The 20,171-nt window shown below is 52.4% G+C and carries 15 protein-coding genes and 6 pseudogenes; 5 read left to right on the top strand and 16 right to left on the bottom strand.

Features of this window, described 5'->3' with window-relative positions; genetic code table 11:
• Nucleotides 1–572: 572 nt before the first annotated feature.
• Together SYMBAF_RS12495 and copA are read right to left on the bottom strand one after the other, a co-directional pair.
• Entirely contained in the window at nucleotides 573–1,379 is an 807-nt protein-coding gene (locus SYMBAF_RS12495; protein ID WP_040266931.1) for a TraB/GumN family protein, read from the bottom strand.
• Between the two features lie 125 nt (nucleotides 1,380–1,504).
• The gene (gene copA, locus SYMBAF_RS12490) at nucleotides 1,505–4,042 is read right to left on the bottom strand and encodes a copper-exporting P-type ATPase CopA (RefSeq protein WP_040266930.1); all 2,538 of its coding nucleotides are present in this window, start codon (nucleotides 4,040–4,042) and stop codon (nucleotides 1,505–1,507) included.
• Nucleotides 4,043–4,148: 106 nt separating this feature from the next.
• Here copA and cueR point away from each other — a divergent pair.
• A pseudogene (gene cueR / locus SYMBAF_RS12485) lies at nucleotides 4,149–4,550 on the top strand (Cu(I)-responsive transcriptional regulator).
• On the opposite strand, the gene SYMBAF_RS12480 reads toward cueR, so the two are convergent.
• The 8 genes from SYMBAF_RS12480 to ppiB all read right to left on the bottom strand — a co-directional run bounded on the left by SYMBAF_RS12480 (nucleotide 4,547) and on the right by ppiB (nucleotide 10,837).
• On the bottom strand, nucleotides 4,547–5,008 hold the full coding sequence (locus tag SYMBAF_RS12480; RefSeq protein WP_040266929.1) for an NfeD family protein: 462 nt from the start codon (nucleotides 5,006–5,008) through the stop codon (nucleotides 4,547–4,549). The pseudogene cueR and the gene SYMBAF_RS12480 sit on opposite strands and share 4 nt — an antisense overlap.
• Nucleotides 5,009–5,010: 2 nt before the next feature.
• Complete coding sequence (locus SYMBAF_RS12475) at nucleotides 5,011–5,916, bottom strand: SPFH domain-containing protein (RefSeq protein ID WP_006708032.1); 906 nt, start codon at nucleotides 5,914–5,916, stop codon at nucleotides 5,011–5,013.
• A gap of 211 nt (nucleotides 5,917–6,127) precedes the next feature.
• Nucleotides 6,128–6,982 (bottom strand): co-chaperone YbbN, encoded by an 855-nt coding sequence (locus SYMBAF_RS12470; protein ID WP_040267108.1) that lies wholly within the window; start codon nucleotides 6,980–6,982, stop codon nucleotides 6,128–6,130.
• 79 nt (nucleotides 6,983–7,061) lie between these two features.
• Complete coding sequence (locus SYMBAF_RS12465; RefSeq protein WP_040266927.1) at nucleotides 7,062–7,838, bottom strand: SDR family oxidoreductase; 777 nt, start codon at nucleotides 7,836–7,838, stop codon at nucleotides 7,062–7,064.
• Between the two features lie 31 nt (nucleotides 7,839–7,869).
• Entirely contained in the window at nucleotides 7,870–8,937 is a 1,068-nt protein-coding gene (purK, locus tag SYMBAF_RS12460; protein WP_040266925.1) for a 5-(carboxyamino)imidazole ribonucleotide synthase, read from the bottom strand.
• Nucleotides 8,934–9,458, bottom strand: a complete 525-nt coding sequence (purE, locus tag SYMBAF_RS12455) for a 5-(carboxyamino)imidazole ribonucleotide mutase (RefSeq protein WP_040266923.1) — start codon at nucleotides 9,456–9,458, stop codon at nucleotides 8,934–8,936. The genes purK and purE overlap by 4 nt, the downstream gene beginning before the upstream one ends.
• Nucleotides 9,459–9,609: 151 nt before the next feature.
• A complete protein-coding gene (locus tag SYMBAF_RS12450; RefSeq protein ID WP_040266920.1) occupies nucleotides 9,610–10,332 on the bottom strand; it encodes a UDP-2,3-diacylglucosamine diphosphatase in 723 nt (240 codons plus the stop codon).
• A gap of 10 nt (nucleotides 10,333–10,342) precedes the next feature.
• On the bottom strand, nucleotides 10,343–10,837 hold the full coding sequence (ppiB, locus tag SYMBAF_RS12445) for a peptidylprolyl isomerase B (protein ID WP_006708036.1): 495 nt from the start codon (nucleotides 10,835–10,837) through the stop codon (nucleotides 10,343–10,345).
• Between the two features lie 297 nt (nucleotides 10,838–11,134).
• On the opposite strand from ppiB, the gene cysS reads away from it, so the two are divergent.
• On the top strand, nucleotides 11,135–12,520 hold the full coding sequence (gene cysS / locus SYMBAF_RS12440; RefSeq protein WP_040266918.1) for a cysteine--tRNA ligase: 1,386 nt from the start codon (nucleotides 11,135–11,137) through the stop codon (nucleotides 12,518–12,520).
• 56 nt (nucleotides 12,521–12,576) lie between these two features.
• Here the strand turns inward: cysS and SYMBAF_RS12435 are convergent.
• The 5 genes and pseudogenes from SYMBAF_RS12435 to SYMBAF_RS17840 all read right to left on the bottom strand — a co-directional run.
• Nucleotides 12,577–12,678, bottom strand: a pseudogene (locus SYMBAF_RS12435) (IS6 family transposase); the annotation flags it as partial.
• A gap of 262 nt (nucleotides 12,679–12,940) precedes the next feature.
• Nucleotides 12,941–14,761 carry an NEL-type E3 ubiquitin ligase domain-containing protein gene (locus SYMBAF_RS12430; RefSeq protein ID WP_237162876.1) on the bottom strand — a complete coding sequence of 607 codons (1,821 nt, stop codon included), beginning with the start codon at nucleotides 14,759–14,761 and terminating at the stop codon, nucleotides 12,941–12,943.
• A gap of 480 nt (nucleotides 14,762–15,241) precedes the next feature.
• Nucleotides 15,242–15,424, bottom strand: a pseudogene (locus SYMBAF_RS18505) (leucine-rich repeat domain-containing protein); the annotation flags it as partial.
• A gap of 305 nt (nucleotides 15,425–15,729) precedes the next feature.
• Nucleotides 15,730–16,041 carry a gp53 minor capsid family protein gene (locus SYMBAF_RS12425; RefSeq protein WP_419789487.1) on the bottom strand — a complete coding sequence of 104 codons (312 nt, stop codon included), beginning with the start codon at nucleotides 16,039–16,041 and terminating at the stop codon, nucleotides 15,730–15,732.
• A gap of 4 nt (nucleotides 16,042–16,045) precedes the next feature.
• Nucleotides 16,046–16,282 (bottom strand): annotated as a pseudogene (locus SYMBAF_RS17840) (DUF2213 domain-containing protein); the annotation flags it as partial.
• Nucleotides 16,283–16,396: 114 nt separating this feature from the next.
• On the opposite strand from SYMBAF_RS17840, the pseudogene SYMBAF_RS12415 reads away from it, so the two are divergent.
• The 3 genes and pseudogenes from SYMBAF_RS12415 to SYMBAF_RS12405 all read left to right on the top strand — a co-directional run.
• Nucleotides 16,397–16,971 (top strand): annotated as a pseudogene (locus tag SYMBAF_RS12415) (helix-turn-helix domain-containing protein); the annotation flags it as partial.
• A gap of 54 nt (nucleotides 16,972–17,025) precedes the next feature.
• Nucleotides 17,026–18,194 (top strand): IS3 family transposase gene (locus tag SYMBAF_RS12410; RefSeq protein WP_152609001.1). Its coding sequence is split into 2 segments (ribosomal slippage): nucleotides 17,026–17,275 and nucleotides 17,275–18,194, totalling 1,170 coding nucleotides; the frame shifts between segments, so codons are not numbered across the junction.
• A 14-nt stretch (nucleotides 18,195–18,208) separates the two neighbouring features.
• Nucleotides 18,209–18,606: pseudogene (locus SYMBAF_RS12405) on the top strand (integrase core domain-containing protein); the annotation flags it as partial.
• Nucleotides 18,607–19,186: 580 nt separating this feature from the next.
• On the opposite strand, the gene SYMBAF_RS12400 reads toward SYMBAF_RS12405, so the two are convergent.
• On the bottom strand, nucleotides 19,187–20,146 hold the full coding sequence (locus SYMBAF_RS12400; RefSeq protein WP_040266916.1) for a hypothetical protein: 960 nt from the start codon (nucleotides 20,144–20,146) through the stop codon (nucleotides 19,187–19,189).
• Between the last annotated feature and the right edge of the window lie 25 nt (nucleotides 20,147–20,171).

Raw genomic sequence — 20,171 nt, 5'->3', positions numbered from 1 at the left:
GCGACAACGCAGCGACAAATCGGTCGGAAACTGATTTGAACAGCGCGTGTGCTGGGCCGCAGGCTGAACCTCAGGGATGAGGTTCATTAACCTCAGGCGCTGACATCCGTCAGTGACAGGGGTGAGCGAGGCAAGCTCAAGCACAGGCACAGGCAACTTGAAGTATGACGGCTATATCGAGTTTATTGCATTTGTTCACCCATTTTTTGGTTAAATGCTAATTTTATATGAAAAAATGGTGAGTTTCACTTTTGGTTTATCAATGGGGAGATTTTATATCTAATATTGCAAGTAACAGCTATTTATCTGTTAGATAACTAATATTAATGATGTGCTTAAGTTTATAATTTTCAGGTTTACTTTACTTTGTTAATCATATTTTCAGGTGATACGTAAGTAATAGCGATTAGTGGTAAAAAAAACCGATTTCATCGGTTCCATGCCATCCAACAAAGAGGCGACAAAACCAAGAAGCGACATTGCCGCTGATCGGGAAGAACAATGGCTTCAGAGCGTGATTCAGTCACGTTTGGCGATGTTAACAAGCTGGTGGAATAGGTGCCGACATAGATTTACTGCCGTGGCTGTAGCATCGCTGGCAAATTATTTTCGCCATACAGATGCAATGCGCCTACCGCCACGACATAGTTGCCCGTTGGCAATGTCTCCAGCTTTTGCCGCCAATCTTGGTTACGCTGATGCATCAGCATATCATACAGTTCGGTACTGAAGGTGGTGGGTAGCGTATCCCATGCGCCGCTGGGTTTGACGTTAAGCCACCAACTGATCATCGTCTGTAACAGCCGCGCATTGGTATGCCAATGCTCTAGTGTGTCGCGCAGTAGCACGATGCCCCCTCTCGGCAATTGTTCCAGCATAGCGTACTGTTGTTGCGCCCCTTCCAGCTCGATCACCCTTATGTGCTGTGATTTGGCCGCCTGTAATAGCTGGTAGTCCACCCCGTACTCGGTGCGCAGCCCCAGGCGTTGAGCCTGACGCGCTTGCATCATTAGTGCCACCTGCCAGCCTGGTAAGGTCGAAAATGCGTGGACATCAGCCTCCAGTTCTTGGCATAGCATCAGTAACTGGCGGAATTCATCGGTGGAAAGGCGCTGCTCAAGCCCCGGCTGCGGCTCGGCATCACCAAATGGTGAGGCGGAACCGGTGATATCGGACTCGACGATCAACGCATCCGCCTGTTTCAGGCGCATGATCAGCCTGGTTGGCAACGGAGCCATATCCACCGTACCCATATGAATGCTGCCCACCAGATGCAGTTGGCGACCACCGGGCAGGTTGATGTCCAGTGCCGGGTAGGCATAGCTGATGGGAGAAATCAGGCCGAGAAAGGCGGCGATGTGGCGTAGCAGTTGACCCATATAGCGGGACTCCAAGAAGGTATTTGCTTTCAAACTTGACCGGTGAGGGGGCCATGGTGGCCTCATGCTAAACACTCTCCGCCATATCAGAAAGCCTGAAGGAAAGATGTCGAAACAACCGGAGGCTATTTCTCACCCTGGAAGGGTTCCCCTTTAGGTTTAAAGCGCAACAGCCGATTAGCGTTGCTGACTATGGTAATAGATGACAGCGCCATCGCCGCGCCAGCGACTACCGGGCTGAGCAGCGTACCGATGAGCGGATAGAGCACGCCAGCAGCGATCGGAATGCCCAGCGTGTTGTAAATAAACGCGCCGAACAGATTTTGCTTCATATTGCGCAATGTCGCTTTCGATAACTCCAGCGCATCGGCGACACCGTGCAGGCTGTGGCGCATCAGGGTCATCGCCGCAGTTTCGATAGCGATATCGCTGCCGCCGCCCATGGCGATGCCCACATCGGCCTGCGCCAGTGCTGGCGCATCGTTGATGCCATCGCCGATCATCGCTACGCGCTGTCCTTTCGCCTGTAGCTGCTTGATTGCCGCTACTTTGCCCTCCGGCAGCACGCCAGCAATCACCCGATCTATGCCGATCTCTTTGGCGATGGCGTTGGCGGTCAGCGGGTTGTCGCCAGTCATCATCACTAACTGGTAGCCTTGCCGGTGGAGGCGCTGCAATGCCTCAACGCTGTCACTGCGCAGTGGATCGCGGATGGAGAACAACGCGGCTGGCTCACCATCGGCGGCCAGCAGCACCGGCGTTACGCCGCACTCGGCTTGGCTGTGTATCTGTACCTCTAGCTGATCGAGCGCTATCTGGTGCTGTTGCAGCAGCGCGGCGTTGCCCAGGAGCAGTTTTACGCCGCCCACTTCACCGCTAATCCCGGCGCTGCGCAAAGTACGAAATTGCTCCACCTGTGGCAGCGTTTGCCCAGCGGCGCGTTCTACGATGGCTCGCCCCAGTGGGTGATGGGAGCCTTGTTCCAGCGCAGCGGCCCAACTGAGCGCCTGATGTTCGCTAACCTGATTAAAGGTCAGGATCTCCACCACCTGTGGGCGGCCTGCGGTCAAGGTGCCGGTTTTATCAAACACCAAGGTGTCGAGTTGGCTGGCCTGCTGCAATGCATCGGCATCGCGTACCAGCACACCGAATTCAGCCGCCCGGCCGACACCGGCGATGATCGACATCGGCGTGGCTAGCCCCAGGGCGCACGGGCAGGCGATGATCAACACCGTAGTGGCGATCACTAACGTATACCCCCACGGTGGCTGTGGGCCGAAGAAGTACCAGAGGGTGGCGCTGATCAATGCCACCACCACCACCGCTGGCACGAATATCGCGGAGATGCGATCCGCCAGTTGGCCGATTTCCGGCTTACTGCTCTGAGCCTGCCGCACCAGCTTGGTGATGCGCGCTAGTGTGGTTTTGCTGCCGATGGCAGCGGCGCGGAATAGTACGCTGCCGTTGTCGACCACCGTACCGGCATAAACGGTGTCGCCCACGCTCCTTTGCTGCGGCACTGCTTCACCAGTTAGCATCGCTTCATCGAGCCACACGTCACCTTGCACAATCTCACCATCCACTGGCACGCGATCGCCGGTAGTCAGGCGCAGCCTCATGCCGAGCTGCACCTCTGCCAACGGGATAAAACGTTCGCCGTTGTCGGTGACCAGCCGCGCAGTGGGCGGCGTCAGATCCATCAACCGTTCCAATGCCTGCGAAGAGCGCTGACGCGCCCGTTGTTCCAGTGCCTGGCCCAGGTTGATTAGACCAATGATCATCGCGCTGGCCTCGTAATACAGGTGGCGCGCCGCCAGTGGGAAAAAATCAGGCCACATGTTGACGCTGATTGAGTACAGCCAAGCGGCAGCGGTACCCAGCGCCACCAGCGTATCCATGGTGGCGCTGCCGTTCATCAGCGCACGCCCAGCGTTACGGTAGAAATGTCCGCCAGCAAATACCATCACCGCCAAGGTAATGATACCGACGACCAGCCACGGGCGCTGGGTTTCTGGCGTCAGCGACATGCTGCCGCCGAATAGACCCCAGGCCAGCAGTGGCATACCCAGTGCCAGACCCAGCGCCGCCTGCCAGCTAAAACGCTTCATTTTGTCACGCGCGGTTTGCTGTTGACGCGTGCGGCGTTCGGTCTCGTCATGGATCATCTCCGCACTGAAGCCCGCTTTTTCCACTGCCGTGACCAACGCTTGCGGATCGGCAGTGCCGGTTACTAATGCACTGCGCTCCGCCAGGTTCACCCGCGCTTGCTCAACGCCGGGTACGGCCAGCAGCGCGTGCTGTACCTTGCTGACGCAACTGGCGCAACTCAGACCATTAAGTAACAGTTGCACGTCATCATCATTATTATTGTCGGTTGCCGGGAGGGAAGATGACACCGCTGGCTGAGCGTCCGGCAACGAAGAGGTTGCGTCAGTCAACGGCTCAGTTTTTGCGGCGCTGCCACTCGCCAAGTTGGCCTGATAGCCGGCATTTGCTACGGCGGCTATCAGCGCACTACTCGGTGCATCGCCGGTCACCTTGGCGTAATGCATGCTAACTTCTGCCTGTTCGACATCGCGGCAGCTTTCCAGGGCGTGCTTCACCCGTTGCGTGCAATGCATGCACGACAGTCCTTGCAACGCTAACAGGGTAGTTTGTGACATGATTCGGCTCCTCGCTCAAGGGCGGTATGTAAAGGTTGGCTGCTTAACCTGTTTTCACCAAGACTGGAGTTTAAACCTTCCATCAAGGAGAAGGTCAAGGAGTGAAATGAATATTAGCGACGTAGCGAAAAAAACGAGCTTAACCAGCAAGGCGATCCGCTTTTACGAAGAGATAGGGCTGATAACCGCGCCGATGCGCACCGACAATGGCTACCGCTGCTATTCTGCGCAGCATATCGATGAGCTGACGTTGCTGCGCCAGGCGCGGTAGGTGGGTTTTACTCTGAATGAGTGCCACGAACTGGTAGCACTGTTTAATGATCCGGCTCACCACAGTGCCGATGTGAAAGTGCGTACCCTACAGCAGGTGGCGGAGATTGGAAGGCATATCGGTGAATTGGACGAAATGCGCCAGCGTTTGCTGGCGCTGGTGGAGCAATGCCCTGGTGATGATGGTGCAGAGTGCCCCATCATCAATAATTTGGCGGGGTGTTGCCATTTGAGCTAACGGCTAATGGCGCGGATCACCAACGTGACGCCTGCTACTGCGATCACCTCCACGTCAGTGCCTACCGGTAGATCGTCATTGGCCTGGGCGCGCCAACTGCTGTCGCCGATGTTGATACGTCCTATGCCGTTGTGCATCGCCTCGGTGAGTGTGGCATGGGTGCCGATCAACTGGCGGTTACGCTGGTTAAGCATCTGTGCATCGTTGGGTGCCCCCGCTGGACGCTGACGCAGCCAGTACCACCACAGAAAGGCGACGGCAACGGTCAGCACGGCGAATATCGCCCCCTGCCATTCCCACGGCAACTGCGGCAGCAGCCAAACCAGTACGCCGACGATCAATGCCGCTACACCGCTCCACAACAGATAGCCGCTGGCTCCGAGCATTTCCGCCGCCAGCAGTACCCCACCAAGGGAAAGCCAGAAACCCTGTGGGTTTGCTGCAATCAGTGTGGTCATGGTTATTTGCCTTTGCTTTCTTTCAACAGTTCGGCGATACCGCCGATAGAGCCGAGCAGGCTACTGGCGTCCAGTGGCATCATCACTACCTTGCTGTTGTTGGACGAACCGATCTTTTGCAGTGCATCGGTGTATTTCTGCGCCACAAAGTAGTTCACCGCCTGAATATTACCGCTGGCGATGGCATCGGAAACTAACTGGGTGGCGCGTGCTTCAGCTTCAGCGGCGCGTTCGCGCGCTTCCGCTTGCAAGAACGCCGACTGACGCTCGCCCTCGGCCTTGAGGATCTGTGATTGCTTATCCCCTTCGGCGCGCAGGATGGCTGCCTGTCTTACCCCTTCAGCCTCCAGAATGTCGGCGCGTTTAGTACGTTCGGCCTTCATCTGGGCGTTCATTGAGGCGATCAGTTCGGCCGGTGGGCGCACATCGCGGATCTCAATGCGGGTGATTTTGACCCCCCAAGGATTGGTCGCCTCATCGACGATATGCAGCAGACGACTGTTGATGCTGTCACGCTGCGACAGCATTTCGTCCAGCTCCATTGAGCCGAGCACAGTACGGAAGTTGGTCATGGTGAGGTTTACGATGGCTTGTTCAAGGTTGCTGACCTCATAAGCGGCGCGAGCCGGATCAACGACCTGAATAAAGCACACAGCATCAATGGCAACGTTAGCATTGTCGCGCGAGATGATTTCCTGCGAGGGAATATCCAGCACTTGTTCCATCATATTAATTTTCCGGCCAATGCGATCCATAAATGGCACAACCAGATTGAGGCCGGGCATCAGCGTTTTAGTGTAGCGGCCAAAGCGTTCTACCGTCCATTGGAAACCCTGTGGCACAATTTTTATGCCAGCGAAGACCACAATCAGCGCAACAACAATCACGATGGGAATAAAAGTAAGCATGGTGAACCTTCCTGTCAGACATAGGTGAATGAATATTACGCCAGCAGCCATGCAAAGACGAGTCATTCAGGGATGGATGGCGAAGGAGATACCGAATAGGCACGTTCCCACGATTTTGATTTATTTCATGACGTTGTCCGTCTGGCGTTCAGGCAATCTTCAGCGGTGGCCGGTGAGAAAGACGCAGGCGCAGCAAGCTGCGCCTCAAATATTAATACAGCAGTGAATACAACTGGCGACGGTATTTGGCGGCCAACGCATCGCTGGTGCCTAATGTGGCGAGAATATCCATCAACGTCTTGCGCGCACTGCCGTCGGCAGCGGCCAGATCTCTCTTCAAGTGCCCCATCAATAGTTCCAGCGCTTCTTCATGGCGCCCGACCTGATGCAGTTGCAACGCCAATTGCACCGCCAGATCCACGTTCTCCGGCTGTTGCTGTACTTGTTGCTGTAACTGCTGGATTTCAGGGGTGTTGGCCGCTTGCTTCAGCAGCTCAATCTGTGCCACTAGGCCCTGATAACGGGTATCATGATCTTGCAGTGGGATGGTAGCGAGTACCGCTTCGGCGTCTTCAGTACGGTTCAGAGCGATTTGGGTTTCGGCCAACGTCAAGCCGATATCGCTACGCTGCTGGCTCGATTGCCAGGCATCTTTCAGCAGCGGCAGCGCCTCGGAATACTGGGCTTCAGCCAGCAGATCGGTGGCCTGAGCCAGCTTTAGATCCTCTTCCTTCGGCAAAAAACGCTGTAGAAATTCGCGAATGATCGCTTCCGACTGCGGGCCTTGGAAGCCATCGACCGGCTGACCGTCTTTAAACAGATACACCGCCGGGATGGAACGCAATCCAAATTGGGCGGCGATCATTTGTTCGGTGTCACAATCCACCTTGGCCAGCACCCATTGGCCGACATACTCTGCTGCCAGTTTCTCCAGCACTGGAGTGAGTTGCAGGCAGTGTTGGCTGCGTTCTGACCAAAAGTAGAGCAGTACCGGGATCGATATCGATTGTTCTAGCGTTTGGTGCAGGTTATTTTCGTTAATGTCAACAACAGATTGAGCTAGCATGTATTTTTCTCTCTGATCTTGCAGAACGATTGAAGGGTAAATGGGGGCGCGCCGGTATTCTTCAACCTCGCTGGCCAAATTAACTGATGTTGCGTAGTAGCCAGTCCATGCAGCGGCTCGGCAGGATGCGGCGCAGCACGCTTAGCGTGTGTGCTAGCAGGGTTACCGGATAACGCAGTTTGGCTCTGGGGCTTTCCAGCGCGTGGTGCAGCTTGGGCAGAATGGCCTGTGGGGGAAGCCTCAGGCGTTTGACGATGCGGGAGTTGTGCACTGGCTGGTCGCTCTGCGCCTGATTGGTATTCTGGGTAAAATGGGTGGAGATCGGCCCTGGCTCAATCAAACTCACCTGAATGCCGCTGCTATGCAACTCCATGCGCAGCGCATCGGACCAAGCTTCCAGCGCAAACTTGCTGGCGGCGTAGGCACCACGGCCGACGCCAGATACCAGCCCCATCACGGAACTGGTCTGGATAATGCGTCCTTCGCCGTGTGGCAGCATCGCTGGCAGCAGCAACTGGGTCAACTGGTGGGTACCGAACAGGTTGGTGGCGAACTGCTGCTCCATTTGACGGCGCGAAATGCTGCTCAGGGCGCCATACATCCCGAAACCGCCGTTATTGAACAGGGCGTACAACTTGCCACCGGTCAGGGTGATCACTTGTGCTGCGGCACGTTCGACGCTGGCGCTGTCGTCCAGATCCAACTCAATGCCTTCCAGCCCAAGCTGGTGCATGTTCTCCACGTCCTGCGGTTTTCGGCAGGCGGCCAACACCCGGTAGCCTCGGTTGTGCAGATCCTGCGCGGCAATCAGTCCAATCCCGCTGGAACAGCCGGTTATTAATACCGCTTTGGACATAAGGTTACCCTCCATTGATGTGGCATATACCTCAAGCCAGCTTTTGCTGTGCCCAAGCCAGGCTGCTCTGGTATTCAGTTGGCAGCAGCGATGCCAGCTTCTGCAACGCTTGCCGTAGCGCTACTGCGTCTGGATCATTTAGATTCAGATGGCCGACCTTGCGGCCAGCGCGCACTTCTTTCTTGTACCAGTGCAGATGCACCAGCGGCAGTGCCAGCCACTGATGATTTACTGCGGTGCCGATCAGGTTGACCATCACCGCCGGGGTATTTACCACTGGCTTCGGCAGTGGCAGGCTAAGAATGGCGCGCAGATGCAGCTCAAACTGGCTGATGGAAGCCCCGTTTTGCGTCCAGTGGCCGCTGTTGTGCACACGGGGTGCCAACTCGTTAATCAGCAACTGCTTGCCGACGATAAAGCATTCCATCGCCATCACACCAACATAGTTTAGCGCGTTCATGATTGCCGCCAGCATTTGCTCGGCTTGTTGCTGCTGCGCCGGGTTGGGCTGCGGCAGCGCTACGCTGGTGCGCAGAATACCGTCTTCATGCAAATTGTGGGTGAGTGGGTAGAACACCGACTGGCCATCGTGGCCACGTGCGCCGACCAGCGATACTTCACCGCAGAAGTTGATACCCTGTTCAACGATACATTCGCCATAGGCATCAGTTGGCAAAGCATGCTGTTGGCCTGGGCGCAGACGCCACTGACCACGGCCATCGTAACCGCCGACGCGGCGCTTGACGATCGCCAGTTCACCCAGGGTTGAGAACACCTGTGGCCACTCGGCGGCGTTTGCCAGCAACTGCCAAGGTGCAGTGGGTAAGCCAAGTTGGTCAATTAGCTGTTTTTGCGCCAGACGATCGGCCAGGCGTGGGAAGATGTCACGGTTAACGAAACTGTTGTGGATCGCCAACTCGCGTGTGAGTGCGGTTTCTGACCAGCGCTCGATTTCGGCGGTGATAACGCTGTTCTGATAGGGTACGGCTTCCGGTGTGGCATCGATGCCGATGGGATAAACGCTAATGCCCAGTGGTTCGCCGGCCTGGCGCAGCATGCGCCCCAGTTGGCCGTTGCCCAGTACGCAAACCGGCTTCATGCTTCCTCCCGGGGGTCTGGGTTGTTTAGCACATCTTCGGTCTGCGCGCGACGCCAGTCTGCCAAACGCTGTGCCAACGGCGCATCGTGCAGGGACAGGATCTGTGCCGCCAGCAATCCAGCATTGGCGGCACCGGCTTTGCCGATCGCCAGAGTAGCGACTGGAATACCGCGCGGCATTTGCACGATAGAATACAGGCTGTCAATGCCGCTTAACGCGGCGCTTTGCACTGGCACACCCAGTACTGGAACCAGGGTTTTCGCCGCCAACATGCCCGGCAAGTGCGCAGCCCCCCCTGCGCCAGCGATAATCACCTCAAACCCGTTGGCGCTGGCTTGTTCGGCGAAGCTGAACAATTTGTCTGGTGTGCGATGAGCGGAAACGACTTCAGCGTGGAACCGGACATCAAGCATGGTCAGCACTTCGGCTGCAAATTGCATGGTGGCCCAGTCACTTTTCGATCCCATTACAATTGCGATTTTCACTCCAGCGTGGCTAGCTGAAGCAGTGTTGGCTCCCATGGGAAGGCTCCTGTGATGGTACAAGCGCGGCCGCAGGGGCCGAATAATGAGGACATAGAGCATACCATGGGTGCACAGTAAGGAGAACGGTTGCGTCGCTGGTTTTCGCCGTCAACAGCGCGGATTTTTACATGCGCGGTTACTCTGGAATTTAGAATGGGAATGGGATCAGTTCGACGGCGTCGGCGCTGACTTTGATCATTGAGCCTTCGACGTGCCAGGCACCCAGCACTACACGGTGGGCCTGGCTATTGTTCAGATCCAGCCGATGCATTGCTGGGCGATGGGTGTGGCCGTGGATCATCCAGTGCACGCCGTGATGCAGCATTGCCTGTTTAACCGCTTGTGGATTGACGTCCATGATAGCTTCCGGCTTACATTGGTTGGCCTGTTGGCTACGAGCGCGCATTTTAGTGGCGATTTTCAGCCGCCAGCGCAATGGCAGGGCCAGGAACAGTTTTTGGATCAGCGGATTGCGCACCTTGCGGCGGAATTGTTGGTAAGTTTGATCGTCGGTACATAGTGTATCGCCGTGCAGGAGCAGAATGTGGCGACCATACAGTTCAAGCACTGTCTCTTCCGGCAGTAGCTGCATGCCGCTGGCGCGGGCGAAACGCTCGCCCAGCAGAAAATCGCGGTTACCATGGATGAAATAACAGGGTACGCCAGCTTGTTGCAGCGCCTTTAGCGCTGCGGCGATCTCATTGTGCAATGGTTCGGGATCATCATCGCCAGTCCAGGCTTCAAACAGATCGCCGAGGATATACAGTGCATCGGCGTGGATTGCATCGCGCTGTAAAAAACCCAGAAAACCGGCAGTAATTGCCGGTTCTTGTGGACACAAGTGCAGATCTGCGATGAACAGCGTACTCATACAGTGGCGATTATTCGCTGACGGTAACGCTTTTGATCACCACATCTTCTACCGGTACGTCCTGGTGCATGCCACTATGGCCGGTTTTCACGCCTTTGATCTTGTCAACCACATCCATGCCTGCAACCACTTCACCGAATACGCAGTAACCCCAATCCTGGGTGTTTTCACTACGAAAGTTCAGGAAGTCGTTGTCTGCCACGTTGATGAAGAACTGCGCGGTAGCGGAGTGTGGATCGTTGGTGCGTGCCATGGCCAAGGTGCCGATGGTGTTTTTCAACCCGTTGTTGGCTTCGTTCTTGATGGCTGCTTGGGTGGATTTCTGGTTCATGCCAGGCTCAAATCCGCCACCCTGAATCATGAAACCATTGATAACACGATGGAAGATAGTATTGTCGTAAAAACCTGCGCGGCAGTAGTTCAAGAAATTTTCAACGGTAACCGGCGCTTTGTCAGCAAAAGTTTTGATAACAATGTCACCATAATTAGTGTGGAAAGTAACCATAGATGTAGTCCTAACAAAATGAAATGAGACGTCACAGAGCGAGTGAACATTCAGACTGACCTTATAACATATCTCCCAGATTGAGTCAGCAGCCGCTAAATGGCGTCCTGCCCGTGGAAAAATAAATTTGTTATAACATCGCTGTCTATGGCTTATTTTTATCGTTTTCTATGGGGTAGGTAGGTAAAACATGCATGATCTTGCATTAGAGCAGGCTTCAGGTTTCAATATGCTACCGGGTTAGCCCCCTGACCCTGGTTACCCTTTTTGTTATCACGCACACCACGGAATGTCCCGATGCTAAAGATTTTTAATACCCTGAGTCGTCAAAAAGAGGAATTCAAACCCATTGATGCTGGAAAAGTTGGCATGTACGTGTGCGGGGTAACCCTCTATGACCTGTGTCATATCGGCCATGGCCGTACCTTTGTTGCTTTTGATGTGGTGGCACGTTACCTGCGTTATCTCGGCTATTCGTTGAACTATGTGCGCAATGTTACCGATATCGACGACAAAATTATCCGCCGTTCGGCGGAAAACGCTGAAACCTGCGATCAACTGACCGAGCGCATGCTGGCGGAGATGCATGCCGACTTCGATTCATTGTTGATTGAGCGCCCGGATCAAGAACCACGCGCCACCCAGCATATCGCTGAAATCATCGCGATTACCCAGCGTCTGATCGATCGTAATCACGCCTATGTGGCCAGCAATGGCGATGTGATGTTCTCCATCGACAGCGATCCACAATACGGTTTGCTGTCGCACCAGGCTTTGGAACAACTACAAGCGGGAGCGCGCGTTGAGATTGACGATGTGAAGCGCAATCCGATGGACTTTGTGTTGTGGAAGATGTCCAAACCGGGTGAGCCGAGCTGGCAATCACCATGGGGGGCAGGCCGCCCTGGTTGGCACATTGAATGCTCCGCCATGAACTGCAAGCAGCTCGGCCCCCACTTTGATATCCACGGCGGCGGTTCGGATCTGATGTTTCCGCACCACGAGAATGAGATCGCTCAGTCCAGTTGCGCGCACGATGGTCGCTACGTCAACTACTGGATGCACTCCGGCATGGTGATGATCGACAAAGAGAAGATGTCCAAATCACTGGATAACTTTTTCACCATTCGCGATGTGCTCGGCCACTACGATGCTGAGACGGTACGTTACTTCCTGATGTCTGGCCACTATCGCAGCCAACTGAACTATAGCGAAGAGAACCTGAAGCAGGCGCGCACTGCGCTGGAGAGGTTATATACCGCGCTGCGTGGTGCCGATGCTGATGCTCAGCCAATGGGGGGAGACGCGTTCGAAGCTCGCTTTCGCCAGGCGATGGACGACGACTTCAACACCCCGGAAGCCTACTCAGTGCTGTTTGAGCTGGCGCGTGAAGTCAACCGCCTGAAGAACGAGGACAGGGTGGCGGCTAACGGCATGGCGGCGACGCTACGCAAGCTGGCGAAGGTGCTCGGCCTGTTGCAGCAACAGCCCGAACAGTTCCTGCAAAACGGTGCGCAGGTTAACGGTGGTGAAGGAGCGGAAATCGAAGCGCTGATCAAACAGCGTAATGAGGCGCGCGAAACCAAAAACTGGGCGCTGGCGGATGCCGCGCGTGATCGACTAAACGAGATGAACATCGTGCTGGAGGACGGCCCCCAAGGCACCACCTGGCGTCGCAAGTAATGCGGCTTGATACGAAAAGGCGCTGATATTAGTGCCTTTTGTCTTATTGAAAGGCCCTACATTTCAAAGACTCGGCTTACCAGATGCCTCTCGCCCAGGGGGGCACCATAATAAAACGGTGAGGCCTGGCCTTTGCGCAGTGCACGCATCACTTCAATTTCGCGGTTCCAGCGTACACCCCCGTTAAGTGCATTTTTTGAGCAGACTTAGCGAGTGAAGAAAACGAGGGTCTGCTTACTCTTTTCCTTGATGTCAGTTCTCTTACCGTTTTCAGCACTATTGAAGTTAATAAACCCAACAATGGAATCAACGTAAATCCGGTTGACAAAGTAACGTATTGATAGAATTAAAATCATATAGTTACGTTTTTAACGTACATTTCCGTTCCATTGGGATTCAAACCCCTAGATGAGCAACTGGTCACCCAGCGACTTCCTCCTGGTTCCTCTGTCGCTTAGCTGCCTGAGCTATAGCTATCTCCCAGTCCACAGTTTCTTCTTGTCTGTTTTGACTGTGCGGTGGTGCCTGTTGTGTCCTTTTTTTCACCTCTTTTCCCTGACCATCCAACTGTTCTCTGGTCGTTATTTTAACTCGATCCAGCTCAGCTTTCTCTCTCGCCATCGCAGTATGTAATAATGCCAATACCTGCGGAGTGATTTTTTCTTTAATTTTTTCCTGTAGGGCTTCAAAACTGGATTTCGGATTTTTAGTTCGCCGGACTCCGGTTTGTGCTCTGGAAACCATTCTGTACAGTTCCCGGTTTTCTGGAACGAGTCCCCCTTCTTTCAGGTGTGCTTTTGCCGCTTCATTTCGGCTGAATTTATCTGCCTTTTTTGCCTGTTCGTAGAAATCTGCAGCCTGGTTACGCTTAAGCTGACTGAGCCTGGAGCCGGGCAACTTCAGAGACAGACGCGCCATGATGTCCTGACGTGAATTTTCATCGCTGCCGGCAACGTCAGACAGCAGGGCGCAAAGCTTCGTTGCGGCCTCAGAATTCCATGCTGCGCCGGCAATGGCATGGGCGAGGGATCCAACGCTGTGCTCCTTTTTATGCGGCAGCAGCGCTGATATTACCTCCTCTTTGTCGAGGTATTTGTTTTCGTACAACCGGTGTAATAAAGAAACCCATGCCTCTGCAAGGGGAGCCATTCCGCCTGCTGCTACCCTGGTTGCCAGCAGGCTGCCGGGGTGGGCCTCGTTGACATTGCCGGGTCGGACTGCCATAGCCGCCACCGCAGGGGCGGAGGCAGCAACCGAAGTCAGTTCAATCACGGCTTTCAGGGCCTGCTCCGGGCGCTTATCAGCCATCAGAGCACAGTACCGGTTTTGCAGGAACGCGCGGGTAAGGGCAGTCTCGTTCTCACCCGTCATTTCATCCCAGACTTTTTTGCCAACAGCCACTTCGGCATCAGCAATACCCTCCACCCCAGCGGCCTTCAGTTCTGCATCCACGCGCTGACGATAAGTGTCGTTTAAAGCCCCTGTCTGCTGCTCCTGCATGTTCTCGACAAATCCGGGGCTGGCCCGGTACAGCGCCGTTTTCCAGGGGGTCCACTGTGCCAGCCAGGTGGGAAACGCCCGTTTTTCCCGCTCTCTGACCTGTACCAGTGCCCGATCCAGGTCTTCCTGCGTCACGCCGGAGACGTCACCATAGCGCATTCTTTCTCCCGCAGAGGTCAGCCTCAGTGCATCGCGCAGGCCGGTCTGGTATGCCAGGTAAACCTCAACTTCATCAACGAACCGGAGCGTTTTAACCTTGTCACGGGCTGCCTGCTCAAGCTGTTCAAGACGGAACATCTCGCATCCGGCAGTCATTAATTCCGGCAGTCTGTCATCCCAGGTACCGCTTTCAACGTCATACACCAGCGCCACTTTCTGCATATCGTTCCAGGCGAGTGTCACCCTGTCTTCGCAGCTTGTGGTGGCCTCCTGGGCTACGGCAAATGTTGTCTCCCGCAGCGCGGGGGTTTCTGCCAGGCGGGTCAGCCAGTCAGACACCCGCGCCTTAAATGCCGGATTTTCTCGCGCGTTTTGGGTTTCGCCCAGGCGGCTGAGGAACGCGCTGAAGGCCGCTGCGTTATCCTCCTTTTCCATGGCTGCCCAGGCACTTTCTGCCGTCTGTGCTGACAGCCAGTCTTTCACCGCTTCACCCAAGGGACGGGGCGGGGCATCAGCCCTGTATTCTGACATGGAGAAAAGGAAATGTGGCCCGGTATAATCTGCCATCTGAACCCAATCCATGAATCTGCGGAGGGTGCGTGCTGAAAACGGATTACTATCCAAATAAACGCTAGCCTCCGATGGAAGACGCCAAAGGGAAGCAGGAATTGTTTGAAATTGATTATCTCGTAAATCTAAGAACCGCAGGTTATTAGGTAGATGAGCTGGCAGGGTTGATAATCTATTTTCAGCTAAATTAAGGTCCTCAATGGTATCGGGTAGATTACTAGATATTATTTCCAAATAATTGTTTTCTAAATAAAAAGATATAAGCCTAGGAGGGATGTTTGCGGGGATTTCCATGAGTATATTATCGCAAGCATTAATAGCAATCAGTGTCTCTGGTAAATTATCAGGTAATTTACTGAGGTGGTTGCCATAAGCAATTAATTCCCTGATATATGGAGGAAGGGATTCGGGCAACGAACTGAGTTGTAGTTCAGCCAGGTCAAGCAACTCTCTGCCTGTTTCCAGACACTCGCGCATTCTTGCCACTGCGATGTCCCGTTTCTCCCCCATACCTGGTGGGGCATTTTCTTCCCACTCAGACCAGAGGGCATAATACTCATCGGGTCTGAGTGGAACGGTTGTCGTGTGAGAAACATTGTCTGAAGATGTGGCATCCCTTGCAGAACGGAGACCCGTCTGAAAAGGCTGATAAGGGTTATTATTGACAGGAAGCATGACACTCTCTTAATCATTCTAATGAAGTGGGTAACTTCGCCCGAAAAAAGAATGTAATTGAAAACTGACTAGACGGCAAATAGTTAGCCATCTTTAAAATCTGGCTGTGGTGTATAAGGGGTTTGAATCCCAATGGAACGGAAATGTACGTTAAAAACGTAACTATATGATTTTAAATCCATAAATACGTTACTTTGTCAACCGGATTTACGTTGATTTCATTGTTGGGTTTATTAACTTCAATAGTGCTGAAAACGGTAAGAGAACTGACATCAAGGAAAAGAGTAAGCAGACCCTCGTTTTCTTCATTCGCTAAGTCTGCTCAAAAATGCACTTATAGGCATCGCCGGGGAAGTTTTTACCCTTGCCGATCTGGCGTACCCAGTCAGGGGTTGAAGTGGTCGGATAAGGCCGGACATATAGATACCCTGAATTTTTTCAGCAGTATCGCCCGCCGTCAGGGGAACAAAATAATCACCGTCATATTTCCCGACGAGGCCATATACCGGGAACGAACGGGAGGAGTCGATAATAACCGGTTCGATGGTCAGATCCTGCGGACGTGACACAGCCCCGGCAATGCCAACCAGCATCCGGTACAGGTATGCATTACTCATTGAATTATCCTTTGCGGTTAGACCAGAATTCGCGGTTCTGTTTGTTCAGATCGGCGATGGTGTTCGCTGTCTGGCGGAAACTGTCGACAGTACAGGTTTAGGTATTGCGGGATTTGGCAAGCTCAGAAACAGCATTAAAGGCCATATTCACCGCTGATTTAGGGAGTTTGTTAGCATCTGCATCCCCCACAACCATACGGACAAGAGCGTTATCTGCGGAAGACAGCACTTCATGCATAAATCTGTAGTAGCTCTTACTTGAACTGACCTCTCTTGTTGTATATAAAAAATACCAGAGAGGCGAAAAATGAATCAGACAGCAAAAATCATTAAACCTAAACTCGGTTTGTGAGAACTGGCACGACAACTGGGTAATGTTCGGGAAGCCTGTAAAATTATGGGCTACAGCAGAGACCGCTACTATCGTTTCAAAACGCTTTACGAACAAGGTGGTGAGTTGGCGCTACAGGAAATCAGTCGTAAAAAACCTATCGAAAAAAATCGTGTTGAAGCTCATATCGAACAAGCCGTCGTAAATATGGCCTATGAATTCCCCGCTTATGGCTAGCACCGTGTCGCCAAGGAATACTGATTTCAGGCAGCGGGGTTCGTTCTGTTTGGTGACGATATGATTTGGAATGCTTTAAAAAGCGGCTCACTGCGTTGGAAACCAAGATGGCTCAGGAGGGCGGTGTTCTCACCGAGGCTCAGTTGCAGGCACTGGAGCAAGCTAAATCCCAACGAGAAGCTCACGGTGAAATAGAGACACAGTACCCAGGCTATCTGGGTGCACAAGACACCTATTATGTCGGCAATATCAAAGGGATTGGCAGAATTTATCAGCAAACCTTTATTGATACTTATAGCCGTGTTGCTGTTGCCAAAGTCTATACCGAGAAGAATGCATTGATTTGTAGTGGCACACTGAATTTGGCCACCTGAACAGAGGTGATATGCTCACCTCAGGACATTACAGGTGCTTCAATGAAAAAAAGAAATTTCAGTGCAGAGTTCAAACGCGAATCCGCTCAACTGGTCGTTGACCAGAACTACACCGTGGCAGATGCAGCCAGTGCTATGGATGTCGGCCTTTCCACAATGACGCGATGGGTGAAGCAGTTGCGTGATGAGCGGCAGGGAAAAATACCTAAAGCCTCTCCCATTACTCCTGAACAAATTGAAATACGTGAGCTGAGGAAAAAAATACAACGTATTGAAATGGAAAACGAAATATTAAAAAAGGCTACCGCGCTCTTGATGTCAGACTCCCTGAACAGTTCTCGATAATCGGGAAACTCAGAGCGCATTATCCGGTGGTCACACTCTGCCACGTGTTCGGGGTTCATCGCAGCAGCTACAAATACTGGAAAAACCGTCCTGAAAAACCAGATGGCAGACGAGCTGTATTACGCAGCCAGGTACTGGAACTGCATAGCGTCAGCCATGGCTCTGCTGGCGCAAGGAGTATCGCAACTATGGCAACCATGAAGGGCTTCAGGATGGGACGATGGCTCGCCGGCAGGCTCATGAAAGAGCTGGGGCTGGTCAGTTGTCAACAGCCCACTCATCGGTATAAATGCGGTGGCCTTGAACACATCGCTATCCCGAATCACCTTGAGCGGCAGTTCGCAGTGACAGAGCCTAATCAGGTGTGGTGTGGCGATGTGACCTATATCTGGACAGGCAGGCGCTGGGCCTACCTCGCCGTTGTTCTCGACCTGTTCGCGAGAAAACCGGTGGGCTGGGCAATGTCGTTCTCACCGGACAGCAGGCTGACCATCAAAGCGCTGGAGATGGCGTGGGAGGCCCGGGGAAAACCAGCCGGAGTGATGTTCCACAGCGATCAGGGCAGCCATTACACAAGCAGACAGTTCCGGCAGTCACTGTGGAGGTATCGGATCAGACAGAGTATGAGTCGGCGTGGAAACTGCTGGGATAATAGCCCAATGGAGCGCTTCTTCAGGAGTCTGAAGAACGAATGGGTACCGGTGACGGGTTACATAAACTTCAGCGATGCAGCCCACGCAATAACGGACTATATCGTTGGGTATTACAGCGCGCTCAGGCCGCATGAATATAACGGTGGGTTACCACCAAACGAATCGGAAAACCGATACTGGAAAAACTCTAACGCGGTGGCCAGTTTTAGTTGACCACTACAATTGCCGCAGAAATGCTCAATGAGCAAGTGTTGCCGTTCTTTGATGAGCAAGGGATAGCGTTGTTACGGATATTGACTGATCGCGGGACGGCGTTCTGTGGCAAAAAAGAGAGTCATGCGTTTGAATTATATTTGAATATTGAAGATATCGAGCATACACGACCCCAGGCTTACAGCCCGCAGACAAACGGCATCTGTGAAGGGTTTCACAAGACAATGAAAACGGAATGCTACGATGTCATGTATCGCCGTAAGATTTACCGTAAATCTGATGAAATCCAGCGAGAACTCAGCCAATGGCTCTATTTTTACAACCGTGAGCGCCCCATTCATGACGATACTGTTATGGAAAAACGCCTTGGCAGACTTGGGAAAGCAGCAAGGGTTTGGCGAAAGAAAAGTAACTTGAGAGTTTATTTATCGCATCGGACAGTCAGACTCAACTGACAAATTTGGGTCTGAAAAATGAGTGAATGTCAGATTAAGTTTGAGCTAATACACCTTAACGTTCCTATACAACCGACTGGCAGCAGCGTAAGCCGCATTGCCTTCGCATTTGTAGCCCGCTTTTCTATACGCCTCGATTCTATTTTTTGTTTTTACATACCAATAAACAAAAAGAGCGTGCTGGTCAGAAAGTCCGAATTCATCAGGATCAAACGCCAGATTAAAATCGTACTCTGATGATTTTTCTTCATCGAAAATCTGCTCACGCGGCTTTAGGCGGCTATCAGAATTTTGCTGCTTTTTTTGGGGCGTTTTTTTGGAACAAGATTATTTTTTGCCCCTTTTTTTTGCCCCGTTTTTGCCCTTATCCAGCCATATAGCGCAGGGCTTTTATCGTGATTCCGTACTTATCCGCCACAGTCTGGAGGGAAAGCACCCCAGCACAGAAATCACGCTCGATCGCTTGCTCATCAATCACTGTCCTGTTGCCTGTCCCACCTCAACAATGAATTCCATGCGACGAATTTGATAGCTCTTTTACCCGTGCATTACCTCTTTCATCTCTGACACATCAAGCAGCCAATGGTACAAATCACCGTAATTATCAGTAATATCCATTTTTTCTGAAAGTCTTCCATTCTCTACCCTACGCACTTCCACCCCAGCCATAGTTGGGTAACCATCATTTCTTACAGAATATATTACTGATTCAGGATAAATATGATCTTCACTGTACGGCATACCGCATGATATCAGGAAATCTACTTTACTCTTAGGTTCTGCTAACTCACTATTCCTTTCGCCTGACAAAACTTCTCTATAATCAACACACAAATTAATACTGAAAGGAATCTTTTCAAAAAGAACATTATTCAACCTAGAACCATAGCCATCAGTGCCGTTATGTTCTGCGACTACATCCCCTTTTTTTACAACATCTATTTTCAAATCATTACCAAGGGTAAAATAACGGTAATCTTCATCTTCCCCGTTCTGTTCACCAAAATCTATCTTGGAAACAAACCTCTTGGGCCACATGCTTATTTCTGACCCACATCCTGACTCAGTGAAATTACTTACCACAAGAGAATAATTAATAGCTTCATAGTGAATGTTATCAAATGAGTTCACTTCCAAAAGAAGTGCGACGCTGCCAGCAATAAAAACAAACTTATCATGATCTACCACCTGAAATTCTTCCATGAGAGATTTCAGATTCAGGCTCAACTCATTAAAATAAAACTCAAATAGCTCATTAATTTCATCAGCCGAATAAATATAATCCCATGGGACATTCCAGTAAAATTCGGGAATACAGAAAAACATTGCATTTGTTTTTCTTCTCCTTACTGCATCTTTTATGTTTTCGCGAACCACTCCCAGCTTAACACGCATATCATATGCCAGGTAATCCCGCAGACTCATCCCATCCTCTCTGACCACAGAGGATGGGGAGTTATACGTTAAATATTTAAGTCCGAAAATATCACAATTCATATACTTCACCTCTTAAATTTACTTT

Origin of the sequence: Serratia symbiotica, from assembly GCF_000821185.2 — a bacterium.
Lineage (GTDB): Bacteria > Pseudomonadota > Gammaproteobacteria > Enterobacterales > Enterobacteriaceae > Serratia > Serratia symbiotica.
The sequence above is the reverse complement of the archived record's forward strand: the minus strand, read 5'-3'. Positions and strand labels throughout refer to the sequence as shown.